Source organism: Nonomuraea sp. NPDC050394, from assembly GCF_044459065.1.
Classification (GTDB): domain Bacteria; phylum Actinomycetota; class Actinomycetes; order Streptosporangiales; family Streptosporangiaceae; genus Nonomuraea.
On sequence record NZ_JBITIO010000001.1, the window covers coordinates 1,660,251 to 1,676,413 of the forward strand.

Annotated in this window: 13 protein-coding genes; 4 read left to right on the forward strand and 9 right to left on the reverse strand. The window is 72.7% G+C overall.

Features of this window, described 5'->3' with window-relative positions; genetic code table 11:
* Positions 1-20: 20 nt before the first annotated feature.
* From ACIBKY_RS08075 to ACIBKY_RS08085, 3 genes are all read left to right on the forward strand, one after another.
* Positions 21-914 carry an alpha/beta hydrolase gene (locus tag ACIBKY_RS08075; protein ID WP_397095345.1) on the forward strand — a complete coding sequence of 298 codons (894 nt, stop codon included), beginning with the start codon at positions 21-23 and terminating at the stop codon, positions 912-914.
* A 225-nt stretch (positions 915-1,139) separates the two neighbouring features.
* Positions 1,140-1,967, forward strand: a complete 828-nt coding sequence (locus ACIBKY_RS08080) for a serine hydrolase (RefSeq protein WP_397095347.1) — start codon at positions 1,140-1,142, stop codon at positions 1,965-1,967.
* 352 nt (positions 1,968-2,319) lie between these two features.
* Positions 2,320-3,540, forward strand: a complete 1,221-nt coding sequence (locus tag ACIBKY_RS08085) for an MFS transporter (RefSeq protein WP_397095348.1) — start codon at positions 2,320-2,322, stop codon at positions 3,538-3,540.
* Here the strand turns inward: ACIBKY_RS08085 and ACIBKY_RS08090 are convergent.
* From ACIBKY_RS08090 to ACIBKY_RS08125, 8 genes are all read right to left on the reverse strand, one after another.
* Positions 3,509-5,005 (reverse strand): DHA2 family efflux MFS transporter permease subunit, encoded by a 1,497-nt coding sequence (locus ACIBKY_RS08090; RefSeq protein ID WP_397095350.1) that lies wholly within the window; start codon positions 5,003-5,005, stop codon positions 3,509-3,511. The two genes, ACIBKY_RS08085 and ACIBKY_RS08090, sit on opposite strands and share 32 nt — an antisense overlap.
* Positions 5,006-5,036: 31 nt before the next feature.
* The gene (locus ACIBKY_RS08095; protein WP_397095352.1) at positions 5,037-8,051 is read right to left on the reverse strand and encodes a BTAD domain-containing putative transcriptional regulator; all 3,015 of its coding nucleotides are present in this window, start codon (positions 8,049-8,051) and stop codon (positions 5,037-5,039) included.
* A gap of 7 nt (positions 8,052-8,058) precedes the next feature.
* Positions 8,059-8,811 (reverse strand): isocitrate lyase/phosphoenolpyruvate mutase family protein, encoded by a 753-nt coding sequence (locus ACIBKY_RS08100; RefSeq protein ID WP_397095353.1) that lies wholly within the window; start codon positions 8,809-8,811, stop codon positions 8,059-8,061.
* Positions 8,808-9,509: a hypothetical protein gene (locus ACIBKY_RS08105; protein WP_397095354.1), complete on the reverse strand. Its 702-nt coding sequence runs from the start codon at positions 9,507-9,509 to the stop codon at positions 8,808-8,810. The genes ACIBKY_RS08100 and ACIBKY_RS08105 overlap by 4 nt, the downstream gene beginning before the upstream one ends.
* 115 nt (positions 9,510-9,624) lie before the next feature.
* Complete coding sequence (locus ACIBKY_RS08110; protein ID WP_397095356.1) at positions 9,625-10,323, reverse strand: DUF998 domain-containing protein; 699 nt, start codon at positions 10,321-10,323, stop codon at positions 9,625-9,627.
* Complete coding sequence (locus ACIBKY_RS08115) at positions 10,320-11,525, reverse strand: glycosyltransferase (protein WP_379633804.1); 1,206 nt, start codon at positions 11,523-11,525, stop codon at positions 10,320-10,322. The genes ACIBKY_RS08110 and ACIBKY_RS08115 overlap by 4 nt, the downstream gene beginning before the upstream one ends.
* A gap of 1 nt (position 11,526) precedes the next feature.
* Positions 11,527-12,342 (reverse strand): DMT family transporter, encoded by an 816-nt coding sequence (locus ACIBKY_RS08120; protein WP_397095358.1) that lies wholly within the window; start codon positions 12,340-12,342, stop codon positions 11,527-11,529.
* A gap of 37 nt (positions 12,343-12,379) precedes the next feature.
* Positions 12,380-13,000: a DedA family protein gene (locus ACIBKY_RS08125; protein ID WP_379627705.1), complete on the reverse strand. Its 621-nt coding sequence runs from the start codon at positions 12,998-13,000 to the stop codon at positions 12,380-12,382.
* 363 nt (positions 13,001-13,363) lie between these two features.
* Between ACIBKY_RS08125 and ACIBKY_RS08130 the strand changes: the two genes are divergently transcribed.
* Positions 13,364-14,515, forward strand: a complete 1,152-nt coding sequence (locus ACIBKY_RS08130) for a sensor histidine kinase (RefSeq protein WP_397095360.1) — start codon at positions 13,364-13,366, stop codon at positions 14,513-14,515.
* 934 nt (positions 14,516-15,449) lie between these two features.
* On the opposite strand, the gene ACIBKY_RS08135 is transcribed toward ACIBKY_RS08130, so the two are convergent.
* Positions 15,450-16,082 (reverse strand): VC0807 family protein, encoded by a 633-nt coding sequence (locus ACIBKY_RS08135; protein WP_397095362.1) that lies wholly within the window; start codon positions 16,080-16,082, stop codon positions 15,450-15,452.
* Positions 16,083-16,163 lie beyond the last annotated feature (81 nt).

Here is a 16,163-nt window from a genome sequence, read left to right on the forward strand (position 1 = left end):
CGGCCGCCCAGACTTGGGGCATGAGAGTGGACTTCTCCGCCGACGGGATCGTGCTGGCCGGCGACCTGCGGGTCCCCCCGGGCTCCGGGGTACGGCCGGCCGTCGTGCTGACCGGCCCCTTCACCGGGGTGCGTGAGCAGGTGACCGGGCTTTACGCCGAACGGCTGGCCGCCGAGGGGTTCGTCACCCTGGCCTTCGACCACCGGTGCTGGGGGGAGTCGGGCGGCGAGCCCCGGCGGCATGAGGACGTGCAGGGCAAGCTGCACGACCTGCGGGCGGCGGTGTCGTTGCTGCGGTCGCGGCCGGAGGTGGATCCGGAGCGGATCGCGGCCGTGGGCATCTGCCTGGGCGGCGGATATGCCCTGAAATTTGCTGCTTTTGATCCCAGGGTTAAGGCCTTTGCCGGGGTCGCGGGCGCGTACAACAACCCGTACGGGATGCGGGCGGGCATGGACTACCAGGGCGCGCTGGACGGGTTCACCGGCGTGCTGGAGCGTCAGGACCTTGGTGGCCCGGTCGAGTACGTGCCCGCCGTCGCCGCGGAGGGGGAGGCGGCGATGCCCGGCGACGAGCCGTTCGCCTACTACGGGACCTCCCGCGGGGCGGCCGCGTCCTGGAAGAACGAGGTGACCAGGGCGAGCATCCGCGAGCTGATCACCATGGACAACATGATGGGCGCCGACTTCCTGTCCCCGAAACCGGCGCTGATCGTGCACGGGGTGATCGACCGGTTCTGCGCGCCCGAAGGGGCCGAGGAGGTCTACCGGCGGCTGGACGAGCCCAAGAAGCTGGTCTGGCTGGATGCCAAGGAGCACGTGGACCTGTACGACCGCGAGCCGTACGTGGGGCAGGCGGTGGCCGAGGTGGCGGCCTTCCTCCGCGAACACCTCGCCCCTTGCCCGCCTCCGGGATAGTGGCCCTTCCGAGTTGGGGTGTTAGGTGCCCTTTCCCGGATATCGGGGCGTGTGACCTGTTGAGGTGGTGGGCAGAGATCATCCTGTAATGGGAGGATCGCCACCCCCGGGGCGACGTCTGGTTCCGGGGGGACGGGCATGCGTGCTGGGTGGCGATCGGCTTTCGCCGGTGGGATCGTCGCGGGCTTGGCGGGGTGCGGTGGCGGGGGTACGGCGGTGCCGTTCGTGCCGCATGTGCATGTGGCCAACCCCGCGTGTGTATTGAAATATCCGGATTTGGTGGGTGGGGCGGCGGCGCGAGGGCGGCTTCAGCGGGATCTCGACCGGTATCTGACCCGGCAGCCCGGGCGGATCGTCTACAGCGCGCACGAACTGGTCAGCGGGTTGCGGTTGTCGTACCGGGAGCACGAGAGCGGCATGATCACCGCCAGCGGCAGCAAGGTGGACATCCTGACGGCGCTGATGCTGCGGCGGGGGCGGCTCAGCTCCGCGGAGAGCGATCTGGCGGCCCGGATGATCCGGGAGAGCGACAACCACGCCGCCGACGCGCTGTGGTGGCGGGTCGGCGCGGGATACGGGATGGGGAACTTCTACCGGCGGATGGGGCTGCGGGAGACCACCCCGGGCCCCAGCCGGTATTGGGGCGGGACCAACACCAGCCCGGCCGACCGCATCCGGCTGCTGCGGCTGCTGGTCAAGGGCGGCGCGGGACTGTCGGCCGCCCACCGGGCGCACATCCTCGGGTTGATGAGCCGGGTGCAGGCCGACCAGGCTTGGGGGGTCAGCGCCGCCGCGCGGCCCGGGGACCGGGTGGCGTTGAAGAACGGCTGGACTCCCCGGCCCTTCGTGCACAACACCTGGGCGGTCACCAGCTACGGCCGGATCCATGGGCCGGGGCGTGACCTGCTGCTGGCCGTGCAGACGGACCTGCAGCCGGGGGAGGGGCGGGGCATCCAGGCCATCGAGGGGCTCGCGAGGCTGATCGGCCGGCGCCTCGACGCCCTGTCGCCCCATCTCACCCGCACATGCCCCGCCGTCCCCGCCATCACGTGACACCCGCCGCCCCGTGCCCACACGCGGCCCCTCGCCCACGCCCCTTCCCACGGAGGCGGGTGACCCCGTGAGAGGGCGTTGTCGTCGTGCCCCCTCCCGCGAACGTCGTTCCCCGGGGTGTTGGAGTCGGCTGCGGGTGACCCCGTGCGTGGTCGCGTGGGTGGAGCCGGTGGCGGGGGAAAGGTGTGTCCAAGGGCACCCGTTGAGGGGCAATAAAGGGGGATCCTTCGGCGTTATAGCTCACCGTTAGACCGCTCGGCGGCCGACTGAACCACGTCGGTATCACCCCGGTCGAAGCCCACCACGACGGTGCGCTCCCGGGAGGCTCCGTCATGACCTGGACGGAGACCAGATGAGGTCCTACCTGAACGTGCTGGCCACCCCCGGCGCCTGGCGCTTCCTGGTGCCCGCGCTGGTGGCCCGCCTGCCGTACGCGATGCTGCAGATGGGTGTGCTGCTGCTCGTGCAGTGGTCCACCGGCTCCTACGGCGCGGCCGGGATCGCCGCCGCGGCCGCCGCGGTGTCGCAGGCGCTGGTGGGGCCACAGACCGGTCGTCTCGCCGACCGTTACGGCCAGCGCGGCGTGCTGCTACCGCAGATCGCAGTCCACGGACTGGCGCTCGGGGCACTGCTCGCGCTGGCTTCCGCGCGGGCGGCGGTGCCGTTCCTCGTGCTCACCGCGGCGCTGGCGGGAGCGTCGGTGCCGCAGGTCGGGGCCATGGTCAGGGCGCGCTGGGCGCACCGGCTGGGCGGTTCGGGAAAGCTGAACACGGCCTTCGCGGTCGAGTCGATCACCGATGAGCTGACCTTCACGCTCGCTCCCGTCCTGCTGGTGGGCCTGTCCACGGGGTTCTCGCCGGTCGTGGCGCTGCTGGGCGCGCTGGTGCTGATCGTGGCCGGGACCGTCGTGTTCGCGAGCGTGCGGACCGCGCTGCCGGAGCCGATGCCGGTCCGGGTGCGGGCCACCGGCGGCGTGCTGCGGCTGCGCGGGGTCGCGCCCCTGGCGCTCGCGTTTCTCGCCATGGGTTCCGTCTTCGGCTCGCTGCAGGTCGGCATCACGTCGCTGACGGCCGCGCTGGGCGAGCCCGCGCTGGCCGGCCCGATCTACGGGACGTTCTCCGCCGCGAGCGTGGTGGGCGGGCTGCTCTACGGCGCCGTCCGCTGGAAGGTCGCGGCCCGCGTCCGGCTGGTGATCGGCCTGGCGCTGCTGGCCGTCGCGACCACCGCGCTGACGTTCGCGGGCTCCATCCCCATGACGTACGGCGCCGCCGCCCTCGCCGGCCTGGTGATCGCCCCCGTGGTGATCACCGGCTACACGATCATCGACGACCTGGTCCCGGCGGACGTGCGTACCGAGTCGTTCACCTGGCTCAACGGCGCCATCGGCCTCGGCATCGCGACCGGCGCCTCGGTGGCCGGCCAGCTGGTCGACCAGGCCGGCCCCGCCCTCGCCTTCGTCGTGCCGCCGCTGACCACGGGCCTGGCCGCCCTCCTGGTCCTGGTACGGCTGCGCGCCCTCCGCCCCCAGCCGGAGCCCGCGGTCACCGGTGGGCAGGTTCTTCAGCGTCGGTGATGACCTTGGGCACCCCGCGCAGCCCGGCCAGCGCGAGCCCCGCGACGACCACCAGGATGGCGGCGGTGACCACCGAGGTCGTCTGCATCCCGGCCACGAACGCCCGCTCCGCCGCACTGATCAGCTCACCGGCCCGCTCGGCGGGCAGCGTGCCCGCCAGGTTGATCGCGTCGGTGATCGACTCGCGGGCGGCCGGGTCCGGATAGGTCATGTTGGCGCGGTAGGTGCTGGTCAGGACGGTGCCGAGGACGGCGATGCCGAGCGCGCCGCCGAGCTCGAAGGCGGTCTCGGAGATGGCCGCCGCGGCCCCGGCACGCCGCTTGGGCGCGGTGGCCAGCACGTTGTCGTTGTTCACGGTGAACGTCAGCCCGATCCCGATGCCGCCGATGACCATGGGGATGAGCAGGTAGAAGTAGTTCAGTTCGGTGCCGAGCGTGGCGTACCAGGCGAAGGACACGGCGTTCATGGCCAGTCCGAGCGCGACCACGCCGTTGCGGCCCATGACCCGGATGAGCGGCGCGGCCACCATGCCGCCGATGGCGCCGGACAGGCCGCCGGGCAGGCCGGCCAGGCCCGCCTGGAGCGGCGACCAGCCGATGACGAGCTGCAGGTACCAGGCGAACATGAGCGACATCGCCATCATCGTGAAGATGGCCAGCAGGTTCGTGCCGATGGAGGCGCTGAAGGCGCGCTTGGCGAACAGCCGCACGTCGATGAGCGGATGGGCCAGCCGCGTCTGACGGAGTGCGAACACCACGAGCGCCGCCGTCCCGAGCACGCCGGCCGCGAGGACGTCGGGGGCGCCGAGGCCGTTGTGCGCCGCCTCCTTCACCGCGTAGATGACGGCGACCACGCCGGCGAAGGACAGCACGACGCTCAGCACGTCGATCCGGCCCGCGTCCGGGTTGCGTGACTCCGGCAGCACGAGGTAGCCGCCGACGAGCACGACGGCCATGATCGGCAGGTTGATCAGGAAGACCGATCCCCACCAGAAGTGGTCGAGCAGGACGCCGCCCACGACCGGCCCGATCGCGAACCCGGCCGCGCTCATCGAGCTCCAGACGCCGATCGCGGTGGTGCGCTCGCCGGGCTCGGTGAAGACGTTGCGGATGATCGACAGGGTGGACGGCATGATCGTGGCCGCCGCGATGCCGAGCAGGGCCCTGGCCGCGATGAGCAGTTCGGCGCTGGGGGCGTAGGCGGTGACGACGGAGGCGGCGCTGAACGCGACGGCGCCGATGAGGAGCAGCCGCTTGCGTCCGATCCGGTCGCCGAGGTTGCCCATGGTGATGAGCAGACCGGCGAGTGCGAAGCCGTACATGTCGCCGATCCACAGCAACTGCGTCGGGGAGGCGCCGAGGTCGGCGACCAGCCTCGGCAGGGCGAGGTGAAGGACGGTCAGGTCGAGGGAGAGGAGGAGCGTGGCGAGGCAGGCGATCGCCAGGCAGGCCCATTTACTGCGCATGGCGCCCACACTGGGCGCCGGCACTGACCGGTCACTGACCGGTGGCTGACGGTTTCCCCGCGAGCTCCAGCGCCTCGCGCGGTGTGAGCGTGCGCAGCAGCTTCGCGGTCTCGCCGTCGCCGCGCGCCTCGGCGGTCGCCGCCAGCCCGTCGATCGCGGGCCGTGACAGTTGCTTGAACGTGCGCTGCGCCTCGCCCAGCGCGGCGGCGAAGCGCTCCCACGCCGCGTCCGTGTCGCCGGCGGCCAGGTCGAGCCGGCCGAGCGCGAGGAGAATGCGGGCCCGCGTGTCCACGACGGCGTACCAGCCTTCCGGGCACTCGGTCAGCGCCTGCTCCAGGTAGGCGCGGGCCGCCTCGGCCCGCCCGCGCCGCGCGGCCACCTCGCCCAGCCCGAAGTGCGCCCACGCCAGCGTGTCCGGCGCGCCGATCCTGCGGGCCTGCTCGGCGGCGCGCAGGTAGCCCGCCTCGGCCTCGTCCAGATCGCCGAGGCACAGGACGCTGTCGGTGCGGCGGCACAGGTTCTCGGCGGCGTCGGCGCTCGCGCCCAGCTCCTGCGACAGCGCCATCGCCCGCTCGGCCAGCGCGATCGCGCCCGCGTAGTCGCGGCGTTCGAAGCGCAGGTCCTGGAGCCCGCCCAGCGCCAGCATGCAGCCCCACCGTTCGCCGATGGCGGTGAAGTCGGCCAGCGCCCGCTCGAACCGCTCAGCGGCCTCGTCCAGCTGGTCGTAGGCGTGGTGGACGAAGGCGGTGCCCAGCGACGTCAGCGCCCGCGTCCACGGCGAGAGCGGCAGCTCGGGGGGCGGCGCCACGTCCGCGGGCCGGTAGCCCGCCGGCGGTCCGGTGAACAGCGGCATCAGCATGGTCAGGAACTCCAGCCGGAACGGCAGCCGGTACTCGCCCATCCCGGCCGCCAGCAGCTCGCGGCGGCGCGTCAGGTCGGCGGAGGCGCGGCCGTCGGCCGAGGCGGTCAGCACGCACGTCGCGTACTCCTCCGTCAGCCCCTCGGGCGGCCTTTCGCCCATCTGGCCGAGCACCAGGTTGGCGAGCTGCGCGCTGACCACCCGGTGCCCGCGCATCCACCAGTAGCAGGCCATCCGGGAGATCAGCCGCAGCGCCAGCTCGATCTGTCCCGTCTCGCCCACCCAGCGGATCGCCGCGTGCAGGTCGTCGCTCTCCTCGTCCAGGCGCGCAAGCCACGGCAACTGGTCGCGGGTGCGCAGCCGGGCGTCGGCCTCGGTCGCCAGCTCCAGGCAGTAGGCGGCGTGCGCGGCCAGCGTGGCGTCCACCTCGTCCGCCTCGGCCAGCCGCTCGGCGCCGTAGGCGCGGATCGTCTCCAGCATGCGGAAGCGGCCGTCGACCAGCTCCACCAGCGACTTCTCCGCCAGTGAGGTCAGCACGTCCTCGGTGCCCGCTCCGCCGCCCGACACCCGCTCCGCCGCCTCCACCCGGCCGCCGCCCACGAACACCGTCAGCCTGCGCGCCAGCCGCTGCTCGTCGGCGTCGAGCAGGTCCCAGCTCCAGTCGACGACCGCGCGCAGCGTCTGGTGCCTGGGCAACGCGGTACGGCTGCCGCGGGTCAGCAGCCGGAAGCGGTCGCCGAGCCGTTCTGCCACGTCGGCCAGCGTCAGCGTGCGCAGCCGGGCCGCGGCCAGCTCGATGGCCAGCGGCAGGCCGTCAAGCGCCCGGCAGATCCCCACGATCAGCTCCAGGTCCGCGCCCTCCACGGAGAAGTCCTGGCGTACGGCCGCCGCCCGATCGGCGAACAACCGCACCGCCGGATAGTCCAGCGGGTCAGGCACCCCGGGCGGCGGCAGGCGCAGCGGCGGTACGGGCACGAGCGACTCGCCGGTGATCGCGAGCGCCTCCCGGCTCGTGGCCAGCACCCGCAACGCGGGGCAGACGGCCAGCAGCTCGTCGGCCAGCTCCGCCGCGGCGGCCACCAGGTGCTCGCAGTTGTCCAGGACGAGCAGCAGCTTCCTGTCGGCCAGCGCCGCCACCAGCCGCTCGCGGGGCGCGGGCGCGGGACGGCCGGGCCCGGTGACCGGCGCGTCCCTGATGCCCAGCGCGGCCAGCACCGCGCGCACCAGGCCGGTGGCGTCGGCCACCGGCGCCAGCTCCACGAAGCAGACGTCGCCGGGCGTGCGCTCGGCCGCCTCGGTGGCCAGCCGCGTCTTGCCCGCGCCGCCCGGCCCGATCAGCGTCACGAGCCTGGCCGAGTCCAGCAGAGTGCCCAGTCGGGCCAGGTCGTCGGCCCGGCCGACGAAGCTGGTCAGCTGCGAGCGCAGGCCGAGCCTGGTCACGCCCTCCGCCGCCCCGCCCAGGGCCGGGTCGGCGCGCAGGACCGCCAGGTGCGCCGCGGTCATCTCGGCGCCGGGCTCCACGCCGAGCTCCTCGTCGAGGATGCGGCGGCCTTCCTCGTAGGCGGTCAGCGCCTCGGCCTGGCGGCCGCTGCCGTACAGGGCGCGCATGAGCTGGGCGCGCAGCCGTTCGCGCAGCGGGTGGGCGGAGATGAGCTGGCGCAGCTCGGCGACCAGGTCGCGGTGGCGGCCGAGCGCCAGGTCGGCCTGGACGCGGTCCTCCACGGCCGCCAGGCGCAACTCCTCCAGCCGGGCGGCGGCCGCCTCGGCCAGCGGGGCGTCGCTCAGCGGAGCGCCGTGCCACAGGTCAAGGGCCTCACGGAGCACGGCGGCGGCGGTGCGGGCGTCACCCGAGCCGAGCGCCTGCCTGCCGTCGGCGGCCAGCTTCTCGAACCGGTGGGCGTCCACCTGCGACGGGTCGGCCGCCAGGCGGTACCCGGCCGGATGGAACTCCACCAGGTCCTTGCCCAGCGCTCTGCGCAGCCGCGACACCTGCGACTGCAGGGCGTTGGAGATGCCTTCCGGGGGGCGGGTGCCGTACAGGTCGTCCACGAGCTGCTCCGCGGGGACGATGCGCCCGGCCCGCAACGCGAGGAGGACGAGCAGCGCCCGCACCCGCGGGCCGCCGAGCACGACCTCCCGCCCGTCCTCGGCCTGGACCTTGGTCGGGCCAAGGATCTCGAAGCGCATGCCTCGATTATCGTGGTTGCGGGAGCATCGCGGCGATCTGCTCGTAGGTCGGCATCGCTCGCCGTTCATCTCCCAGTACGGCCAGCATCCCGCGCAACGACGCCCGATACAGCAGCGAACCCGTGCTGACCCGCGCCACCCCCGCCTCGGCCAGCGCCTCCATCGGCGGACCGTAGAGCACGTTGACCGGCCGGCTCGTGCTCCGGACGATCTCCGCGATCCGCGCAGGGTCCGTCAGGCCGGGGACGAAGACGCCGTCGGCCCGCTCGTACGCCTTGACCCGCTCGATGGCGTCGTCGCCGGTCCTGAGCCAGTGCGCGTCGGTACGGGCGTTGACGAACACGCCGTGGCCGAGTGCCGCCTCGATGATCTCCCGGTGGTGCGCGGTGTCCCTGAGCGTGCCGTCGGGCCGTCCGTCCTCCAGGTTGACGCCCGCCACTCCGGCCCGTCCCAGCTCCGCGACCAGCGCGGCCACCTCGGCGGGGTCGTCGCTGAACCCGCCCTCGATGTCCACGGTCACCAGCACGCCGAGTTCGACCATGGCCTTGGCCAGCGTGATCGTCTCGTGCTTCGTGGCGCCGGCGGCGTCCGGCTTGCCGTGTACCGCCGCGACACCCAGGCTCGTCGTCCCGATCGCCGGGTACCCCTCCGCGGCCAGCGCGGACGCCGACCCGTGGTCCCAGGCGTTCGGCAGCAGCAACGGCCGCCCCGGCACGTGCAGGCGCCCGAACACCTCGCCCGCCGTCTCGTTCGCTGTCATGAGCGCTTCCCTTCGAGGTAGCCGGCGGCGATGGCCAGGGCGTGGCCGGCGGCGGGGCAGGGGCGGACACCGTGGCCGAACGTGAGGTGCGGGGTGCGCCCGCGGGACGGGTCGAAGCGGTCAGGGTCGGGGAAGACATCGGGGTCGCGGTTGGCGGCCACCAGGTCGATCTCCACCCCCACCCGGCGGGTGCGCTTCAGCGGCGGGTCGTGGCGGAGCGTCTCGTGCAGCAGGTCCTCGACGGGCGTGACGCCGTCCTCGTGGGCCAGGGCGTTCGCGATGAGGGCCGCGGTCGAGGCGTGCGCCTGCAGCAACACGGTGATCATCGGGATGCCGAGCGGCAGCAGCTCCCTGACCGCGGCATCGGCCTCGGGGCTCGTCTCCCCGCTGAGGTAGCCGCTCGCCGCCGCGGCCACCGCCGCCACCTGGCCGACCCCGAAGCTCCTGGCCGCCACCTCGTCGGTCGGTACGCCGGCCAGCGCCCTGGCCCGTACCCGCAGCTCGGCCGGATCGAACGCGGCCAGCAGCTCGACGACGGCCCGGCGGCGCTCGGCGTGCACGGGGCCGGAGGCGAAGCGCGACACCTGCGCCCGCAGCCACGCGAGCGTGCCGGGCGCGGCGTCCTGCGGGACCGGGGGCGGCACCACGCCGCTGTCTTCCAGTACGGCCGTGGCCTGCGCGTATCGGGTGATGAGCATGTTCCGAGCCTAGGTCCGATTCGCTTCGACGCCCGTCGAAGGGTCCCGGATGACAAACACCCCCATGACCAGGGGGAGAGGCAGTCGCCTCCCCGTGGTCAAGGGGGTATTTGCGCTACGCGGCCAGGTGTTCCGTACGCCCGGTGCCCGGCACCGGATCGGAGGCGTTGCCGGGCGCGGTGCCCGGGACGGTGTCCGGCGTGGGGATGGCGGTGGTGGACGGGTGGCGGTGTTCCCGGAGGGCGGCGATGGCCATCATGACCAGGAGCACGATCTCGGCCAGGACGAGCGCCCGCTCCAGCAGCCCGTAGTAGGCGCCGCCGTTGATCAGCGGGGACAGGAACGAGGCGGGGTGCGTCGCCAGGTAGACCACCAGCGTGATCGCCGAGGTCACCGCCAGGGCTCGCACCGCGTTCCAGCGGGGCAGCGCGCCGCGGGCGCGGGCCAGCATCCAGCCGGCCACCGGCAGCGTGGTGAAGACGACGGCCGCGGACCAGCGGTGGATCTCCCCGGCCATCGACTTGACCGCGACCCCCGCGGGGTCGGTGGGGAAGACGGCGCTGAGCATGAGGCCGGCGGCACCGGCCAGCAGCAGGACCCGGGTGGCCGCGGTGCGCGCGGGCTCGCGGACCGCGAGGCCGTACGCGAGGAAGACGCAGGTGGCGGCGAGGCCGAGCATGCCGGCCACGACCGGCACCAGCCCGCCGGAGACCAGTGCGTAGTCACTGAGGAGAGGCTGCTCGGGCAGCGCGAGCTGGGCGTAGCCCAGCGAGAACACAGCGACCAGCGCACCGGCGACGGCACCCCAGATCATCGCGCCACCTCATCATAAATCTGCTCGAACCGGGCAAGGGAGTTCTGGTGGTCGTGGGTGAGGGCGAGCTCGCGGCTGGCCTTGCCCATGCGCTCGCGCAGCGCGTCGTCGGTGAGCAGCGTCGTCAGGTGCTTGGCGAGCGCGATGACGTCGCGGGGCGGGAACAGGAAGCCGTTCTCGTCGACGAGGTGCGGCAGCGCCATCGCGTCGGCGACGACCACGGGCAGCCCGCTGGCCATGGCCTCCAGCGTCGCGATGCTCTGCAGTTCGGCGATGCTCGGCATGGCGAAGGCGTCGGCGGCGGCGAAGGCCTGCGGCATCTGCTCGTCGGGCACGAACCCGAGCATGAACACCCGGTCGGCCACCCCGATCCGCTTGGCCAGCTGCTCCAGCACCTCGCGCTGGTTGCCGCGGCCGACGAAGGCGAGCTGTGCGTCGGTCTCGTTCAGCACGTACGGCAGCGCCCGCACGAGGTCGTCAAGCCGCTTCTCCTCGTCGAGGCGCCCCACGAACAGCACGGTGTTGCGGTCGGGCAGCCCGAACATCTTGCGCGCCCACTGCTTGGGCTCGGTGTGCGGGTGGAAGCGGGTCAGGTCGATGCCGCACGAGACCGGCTCGACCTCGCCGGCGAAGCCCTGGTCGGCCAGCAGCTTGGCGGCCAGCGGCGTGGGCGTGGTGACCCGCTGGGCGCGGTTGAAGATGCGGCGGAAGTCACGCCAGGCCAGCTGCCCGGCCTTGGCCCGCAGCCGCGCGGGCACGTGCCCGAACTGGAAGAGGTTGTCGGGCATGAAGTGGTTGGTCGCCACGACCGGCACCCCGCGGCGGCGGGCGGCGTTGATGGCGGCCCGGCCGACCACGAAGTGGCCCTGGGAGTGCAGCACGTCGGGGTCGATGGCCTCGACGAGCCGGTCGAGCCGGGTCGGGACCGTCACCCGCATGGTGGGGTGGACCAGCAGCGGCGCCGAGCGCAGCCGGTGCACGATGACCCCGTCGACCACGTCCGCCTTGGCCGGGCCCTCGTCCGACTGGCAGATCACGTGGACCTCGTTGCCGCGCTCCGCCAGGCCGGTGGCCAGGCGGTAGGTGAAGACCGCGGTGCCGTTCACGTCGGGGGGATACGTGTCGGTGGAGATCAGGATCCGGCGGGGACGGTCGGCGACGGGGTGAAGCTCGGGAGTGCGGGTCGGCAGGGGCATGGCCATGTCAGGCGGACCTTTCCAAGGGGGTGGTGCGGGCAAGTGCCACGGTTCCGGCCGCGGTGAGCGCGGCGGCGGCGATGGGGGCAACGCCGGTGGGCAGAGGTTCGCCGAGCAGCAGGGCGCCGAAGGCCACCGCGGTGAGCGGGTCGGCGATCTGCAGCGAGGCGAAGGAGACGCCGAAGTGGCCTACGGCGTAGGCGCGCTGCAGGAGCATCAGGGCGAGCAGCGCGGGGATGGGCAGAGCGAGCAGGTACCACCAGTTCCAGCCCTGTTCTCCGAAGGTGTCGGCGAGCACCCTCATGAGGGTGGCCGTGGCGCCGTAGAGAACTCCGGCACTGGTGGCGAGCAGGGCGGCGCGACCGGCGGGGGAGGCGATCCTGGCACCGGCCCAGAGCAGCACCGCGGCCACCCCGGAGACGGCGAGCAAGGTCGCCACCTCCTGGAGGCTCAGGTACGAGGGGCCGGTTGATGGGGGAACCAGGAGCACCAGGCCGATCAGCCCGATCGCCACGACGGCGGCCGAGCCCAGCTCGGCGCGGGAGGGCCGGCGCCCGTGCAGCGCCGCCGCGAGCGGCAGCGCGAACAGCAGGCTGGCCACGCCCATCGGCTGCACGATCGTCAGCGGGCCGAGACCCAGCGCGACGATGTGCAGGCCGCCACCCGCGACGATGGAGACTCCGCCGATGACCCACCGCGGCCGCCTGATCAGCGTACGGAGGCGGGTCTTGCCGGAGCCGAGTGCTTCGAACTGCTGAAGTGCCGCACCGAGCGCGAAGAACAGCGAGCCGATCAGGGCGATCGCCGCGGCCAGCACAGTCATGAAACGCTCCTCTCACGTGGATAGTCGCCAAAAAGGGTCAAACGGACGTGTCTACAGGGAGTCGCTCGGCCGAATCCTGAGTAGCGGCTCGCTTCTTCCTGATGAAACGGACCCCTTCGACGATCGCGGTGATCGACAATGCGATGCCGAGGCCGAGCAGGAGCCCCTTGATCGGGTCGTTCTCGAAGGCCATGCCGCCGAAGTAGCCGATCAGGGCCGAGTAGACGGCCCAGGAGGAGGTCGCGATCGCGTCGAAGAAGGTGAACGACCGCAGAGGGTGGCGCACCGCGCCCATGGTCAGCGTCGTCGCCGTCCGCCCGCCCGGGATGTACCTGGCCACCACCAGCACCAGCCCGCCTCGCTCGGCCAGCGCGTTGCGCGCCCACACGAGGGCCTTGCGTTCGCGGAGCCGTCCGCCGAACTTGCGGCCGATGAGGTAGGAGATGTGGTCGCCGGCGAAGGCGCCCAGGGCGGCCACCACGATGACCAGCACCAGGTTGGTCTGCCCGGTCACCGCGAACACCCCGGCGGTGATCACCGAGGTCTCCGCGGGCACGATCGGGAAGAACCCGTCGAGCAGCGCGAGGGCGAACAGCGCGACATAAAGCCACGGCGAGGACATGACCTGTTGCAACAGGTCGAGAATCGCGTGAGACATGTCGTGCACTCCGAATCTTCAAGTGGGCCCATCCACCATCTCGGGGGAGGAGCCGCGAGGCATCGGGGGACAACCCCCTAAGGTCACGGGCTAACCCCTGAGGCGTTCTCGGGGTCACACCACCACGAAGGTAAGAAGTCCGCAGTTCACGGCGCATCGGACGTTCGGTACGCACCACCCCCGACTTTCGTCAGGGTCGAGGTACGACCTCCGGCTGACACCATCGATCCTTCCCGGCTCCTCCCGGTGAGTCAGGAGTGCAGGTATCCGCATCCGGGGTGGGGTTAGCCCTACCTTCGCCGGGGTTCTCACACCACGTTCGGCAGGTCCGGGCGCTGCCCGGCGCCCGCTACCGTCGAGGGCGTGAACCACCTCCGCCGATCCGGCCGCCAGGCCGTCTCCGACGTGTTCCTCTGGCTGGCGCTGTCGGTGCTCGCCGCCGCCTCCGGGCCCGATCCGCTCGACGGCCTGGGGCCGTTCGCGGCCGTGACGGGCACGCGTGTCGTGGTGCTGGCCGCGGCCGTCCTCGTGGGGCGGGCCTGGCCGGTGGCCGCGGTCGTGCTCATCACGCTGGCCTCGCCCTGGGACCTGGAGACGAGCTTCGCCACGCTCGACCTCAGCTGGCTGCCGGGGCTGGGGAGCACGAAGGTCATCCCGACGACCCTGCTGTCGATGGGCCTGTTCTGGTACGCCTACCTGGCCGGGCGCCAGATCGATCGCGTGTGGCCGGCGGTGGCCGCGTTCGCCGGGATCGCCGCGGGCGGATGCGTGCTGGTGCTGGCCGAAGGCGGGCGGGCCGAGCAGTGGATCGCCCTGGTGACCGGGATGCTGGGCACGTACGCGGTGCCGTACCTGCTCGGGGGGCTGCGGAGCAGGCTGCGCACCCAGCGCGCGCGGGCGCAGGCGGCGGCCGAGTCGCAGGCGCGCATGCGCGAGCGCACCAGGATCGCGCACGACATGCACGACTCCCTCGGCCACGACCTGGCGCTCATCGCGGTGCGCGCGGCAGGGCTTGAGCTGTCACCGGGGCTGACGTCCGCGCAGGTCAACGCGGCGGGGGAACTGCGCGTGGCCGCGGCGGACGCGACCGAGCGGCTGCGTCAGATCATCGGGCTGCTGCGCGAGCAGGGAGAGAGCGCGCCGCTCGACCCGGTGGACGAGAGCGTCGCCGAACTGGTCGAGCGGGCGCGCGCCTCGGGCATGGAGATCACGTTGCGGCAGGACGGCGGGCCGCCGCTGGCGCACCGGGTGGTCCAGGAGGGGCTGACGAACGCGGCCAAGCACGCGCCGGGCGCGCCCGTGACGGTCACGGTCGAGGAGCTGCGGGTCAGCGTCGTGAACGGGGCGTCGCGCGGGCGGGCCACCGTGATCAGCGGCGGCACCGGCCTGACGGCCCTGCGCGAGCGCGTACGGCTGGCGGGCGGCACCCTGACCGCGGGCCCGCGCGGCGACGGCTACGAGCTGACCGTGGAGCTCCCCCGCGCGGGGGAGGCAGATCCCCGCACAGCGGGATGAGCCGGGCGGCCCGCCGCAGCACGATCGGAGCATGACCAGTGAACGAGCCGGCATAGGCCGGATCACCGCCGCGATCGTCGCGATGGCCGCCATGCTCCCCTACCTCACCATCAAGCTGCTCTGGCTGGCGGGCAACCCCGTCGGCGTCTCCGACCCGGCCTTCCTCGCCAATCCCGTCATGGTCGCCATGAACGCCATGACGTTCGGCATGGACCTGGTGGGGCTGGTGCTGGCGCTGTCGTTCACCATGCGGTGGGGGATGCGGCTGCCCGCCTGGCTCGTGCTGCTGCCCATGTGGGTCGGCATCGGCCTGCTCTCGGTGATCCTGGTGACCGCGCCGGTGGGCGTGCTGGTCGAGGGCCTGTCGGTCTTCCCCGCGGACGGCCCGATCGCACCGTGGGTGTACATGGCGGTCTACGGCGGATTCATCGGCCAGGCGATCGGGCTGAGCACGGCCTTCGCCCTCTACGCCCGTGACCGCTGGCCGCGGGCGTTCCGCGCGGTCCGCCCGGCGCCGGCCGCGACTCTGCCGCTCCAGCGGATCATGGCCGGCGGCGCGCTCGCCGTGGCACTGCCGCTCGCCGGCATCAAGCTCTTCTGGGCCTTCGGCGGCACGCTCGGCCTGCCCCCGGAGATGGCGGCGGTCTCCGGCACCACCGCCTTCCTGCAGAACGGCCTGAAGGGCGCGCTCATCGCCGCCGCCGCGTTCGCACTGCTCGCCCTGGTCAAGGGGTACGGCGGGCGCGCCCTGGCCATCGCCTGGGTGGGGTCGGGTTCGATGTTCGGCTGGGGCCTCTACGGCCTGATCGTCACGCTGAGTGCGGGCCCGCTGGCCGGGACGGTGGCCATGCCGGTGCCGGACCTGGTGGAGCTGTTCGCGACGCTCACCGGCCTGGTGATGGCCTGCTGCGGCGCGATCGTGCTGGCCGAGCGGTCAGGCGTGGGCGACGTGCATGCGGCGCAGGACCCGCTTGAAGGCCAGGACGGAGAAGGCGATCGCCGAGCCGCTGATCAGCGCGACCACGCCGGTGCGGACCAGCATGTAGCCCTGGAGCTGTGACTCGTTGAGCGCCAGCCAGATGCTCACCGTGGAGTTGGCCAGCAGCACGAAGCCCCACAGCAGCGTGATCCTGGCGAAGAACCTGCGCATCCGGGCGTGCCTGAGCACCACGGACGGCAGCGGGACGTAGTCGAGGGTGAGCTTCTGCACGAGCGGCTTGTTCAGCCGGACCGAGGCCAGGAAGACCACGCTGATGCAGATGGTGCCGAGCTCCGGCTGGATGGCCCAGTAGTGCCAGTCGCCGGTCCAGAAGGAGACCGCCGTCCTGAACGACAGCGCCAGCGCCGCCATCCACATCGTGGCCGGGACCTTGGCCCGCCGCGCCAGCCGCCAGACCAGTCCGCCGAACAACCACGCCAGGCCCGCGAACAACGCGCCCTGCGTGCCCAGCAGCCACACGCTGGCATACACGATGACCAGCGGCGCCACGACCGCCTCCAGCAGCTTCGGCACCGCGTCGCGGGCGAGCGTGGTCAGGCGAGGCAAGGTGATCGGAGGGTGGTTCAAGGCTGCTCCGCAGGTAGGCCGAGATCCTATGACTACCCGGGCAGCGGGGAACCGGGCTTGCCGAACGGATCGGTCGGTGTA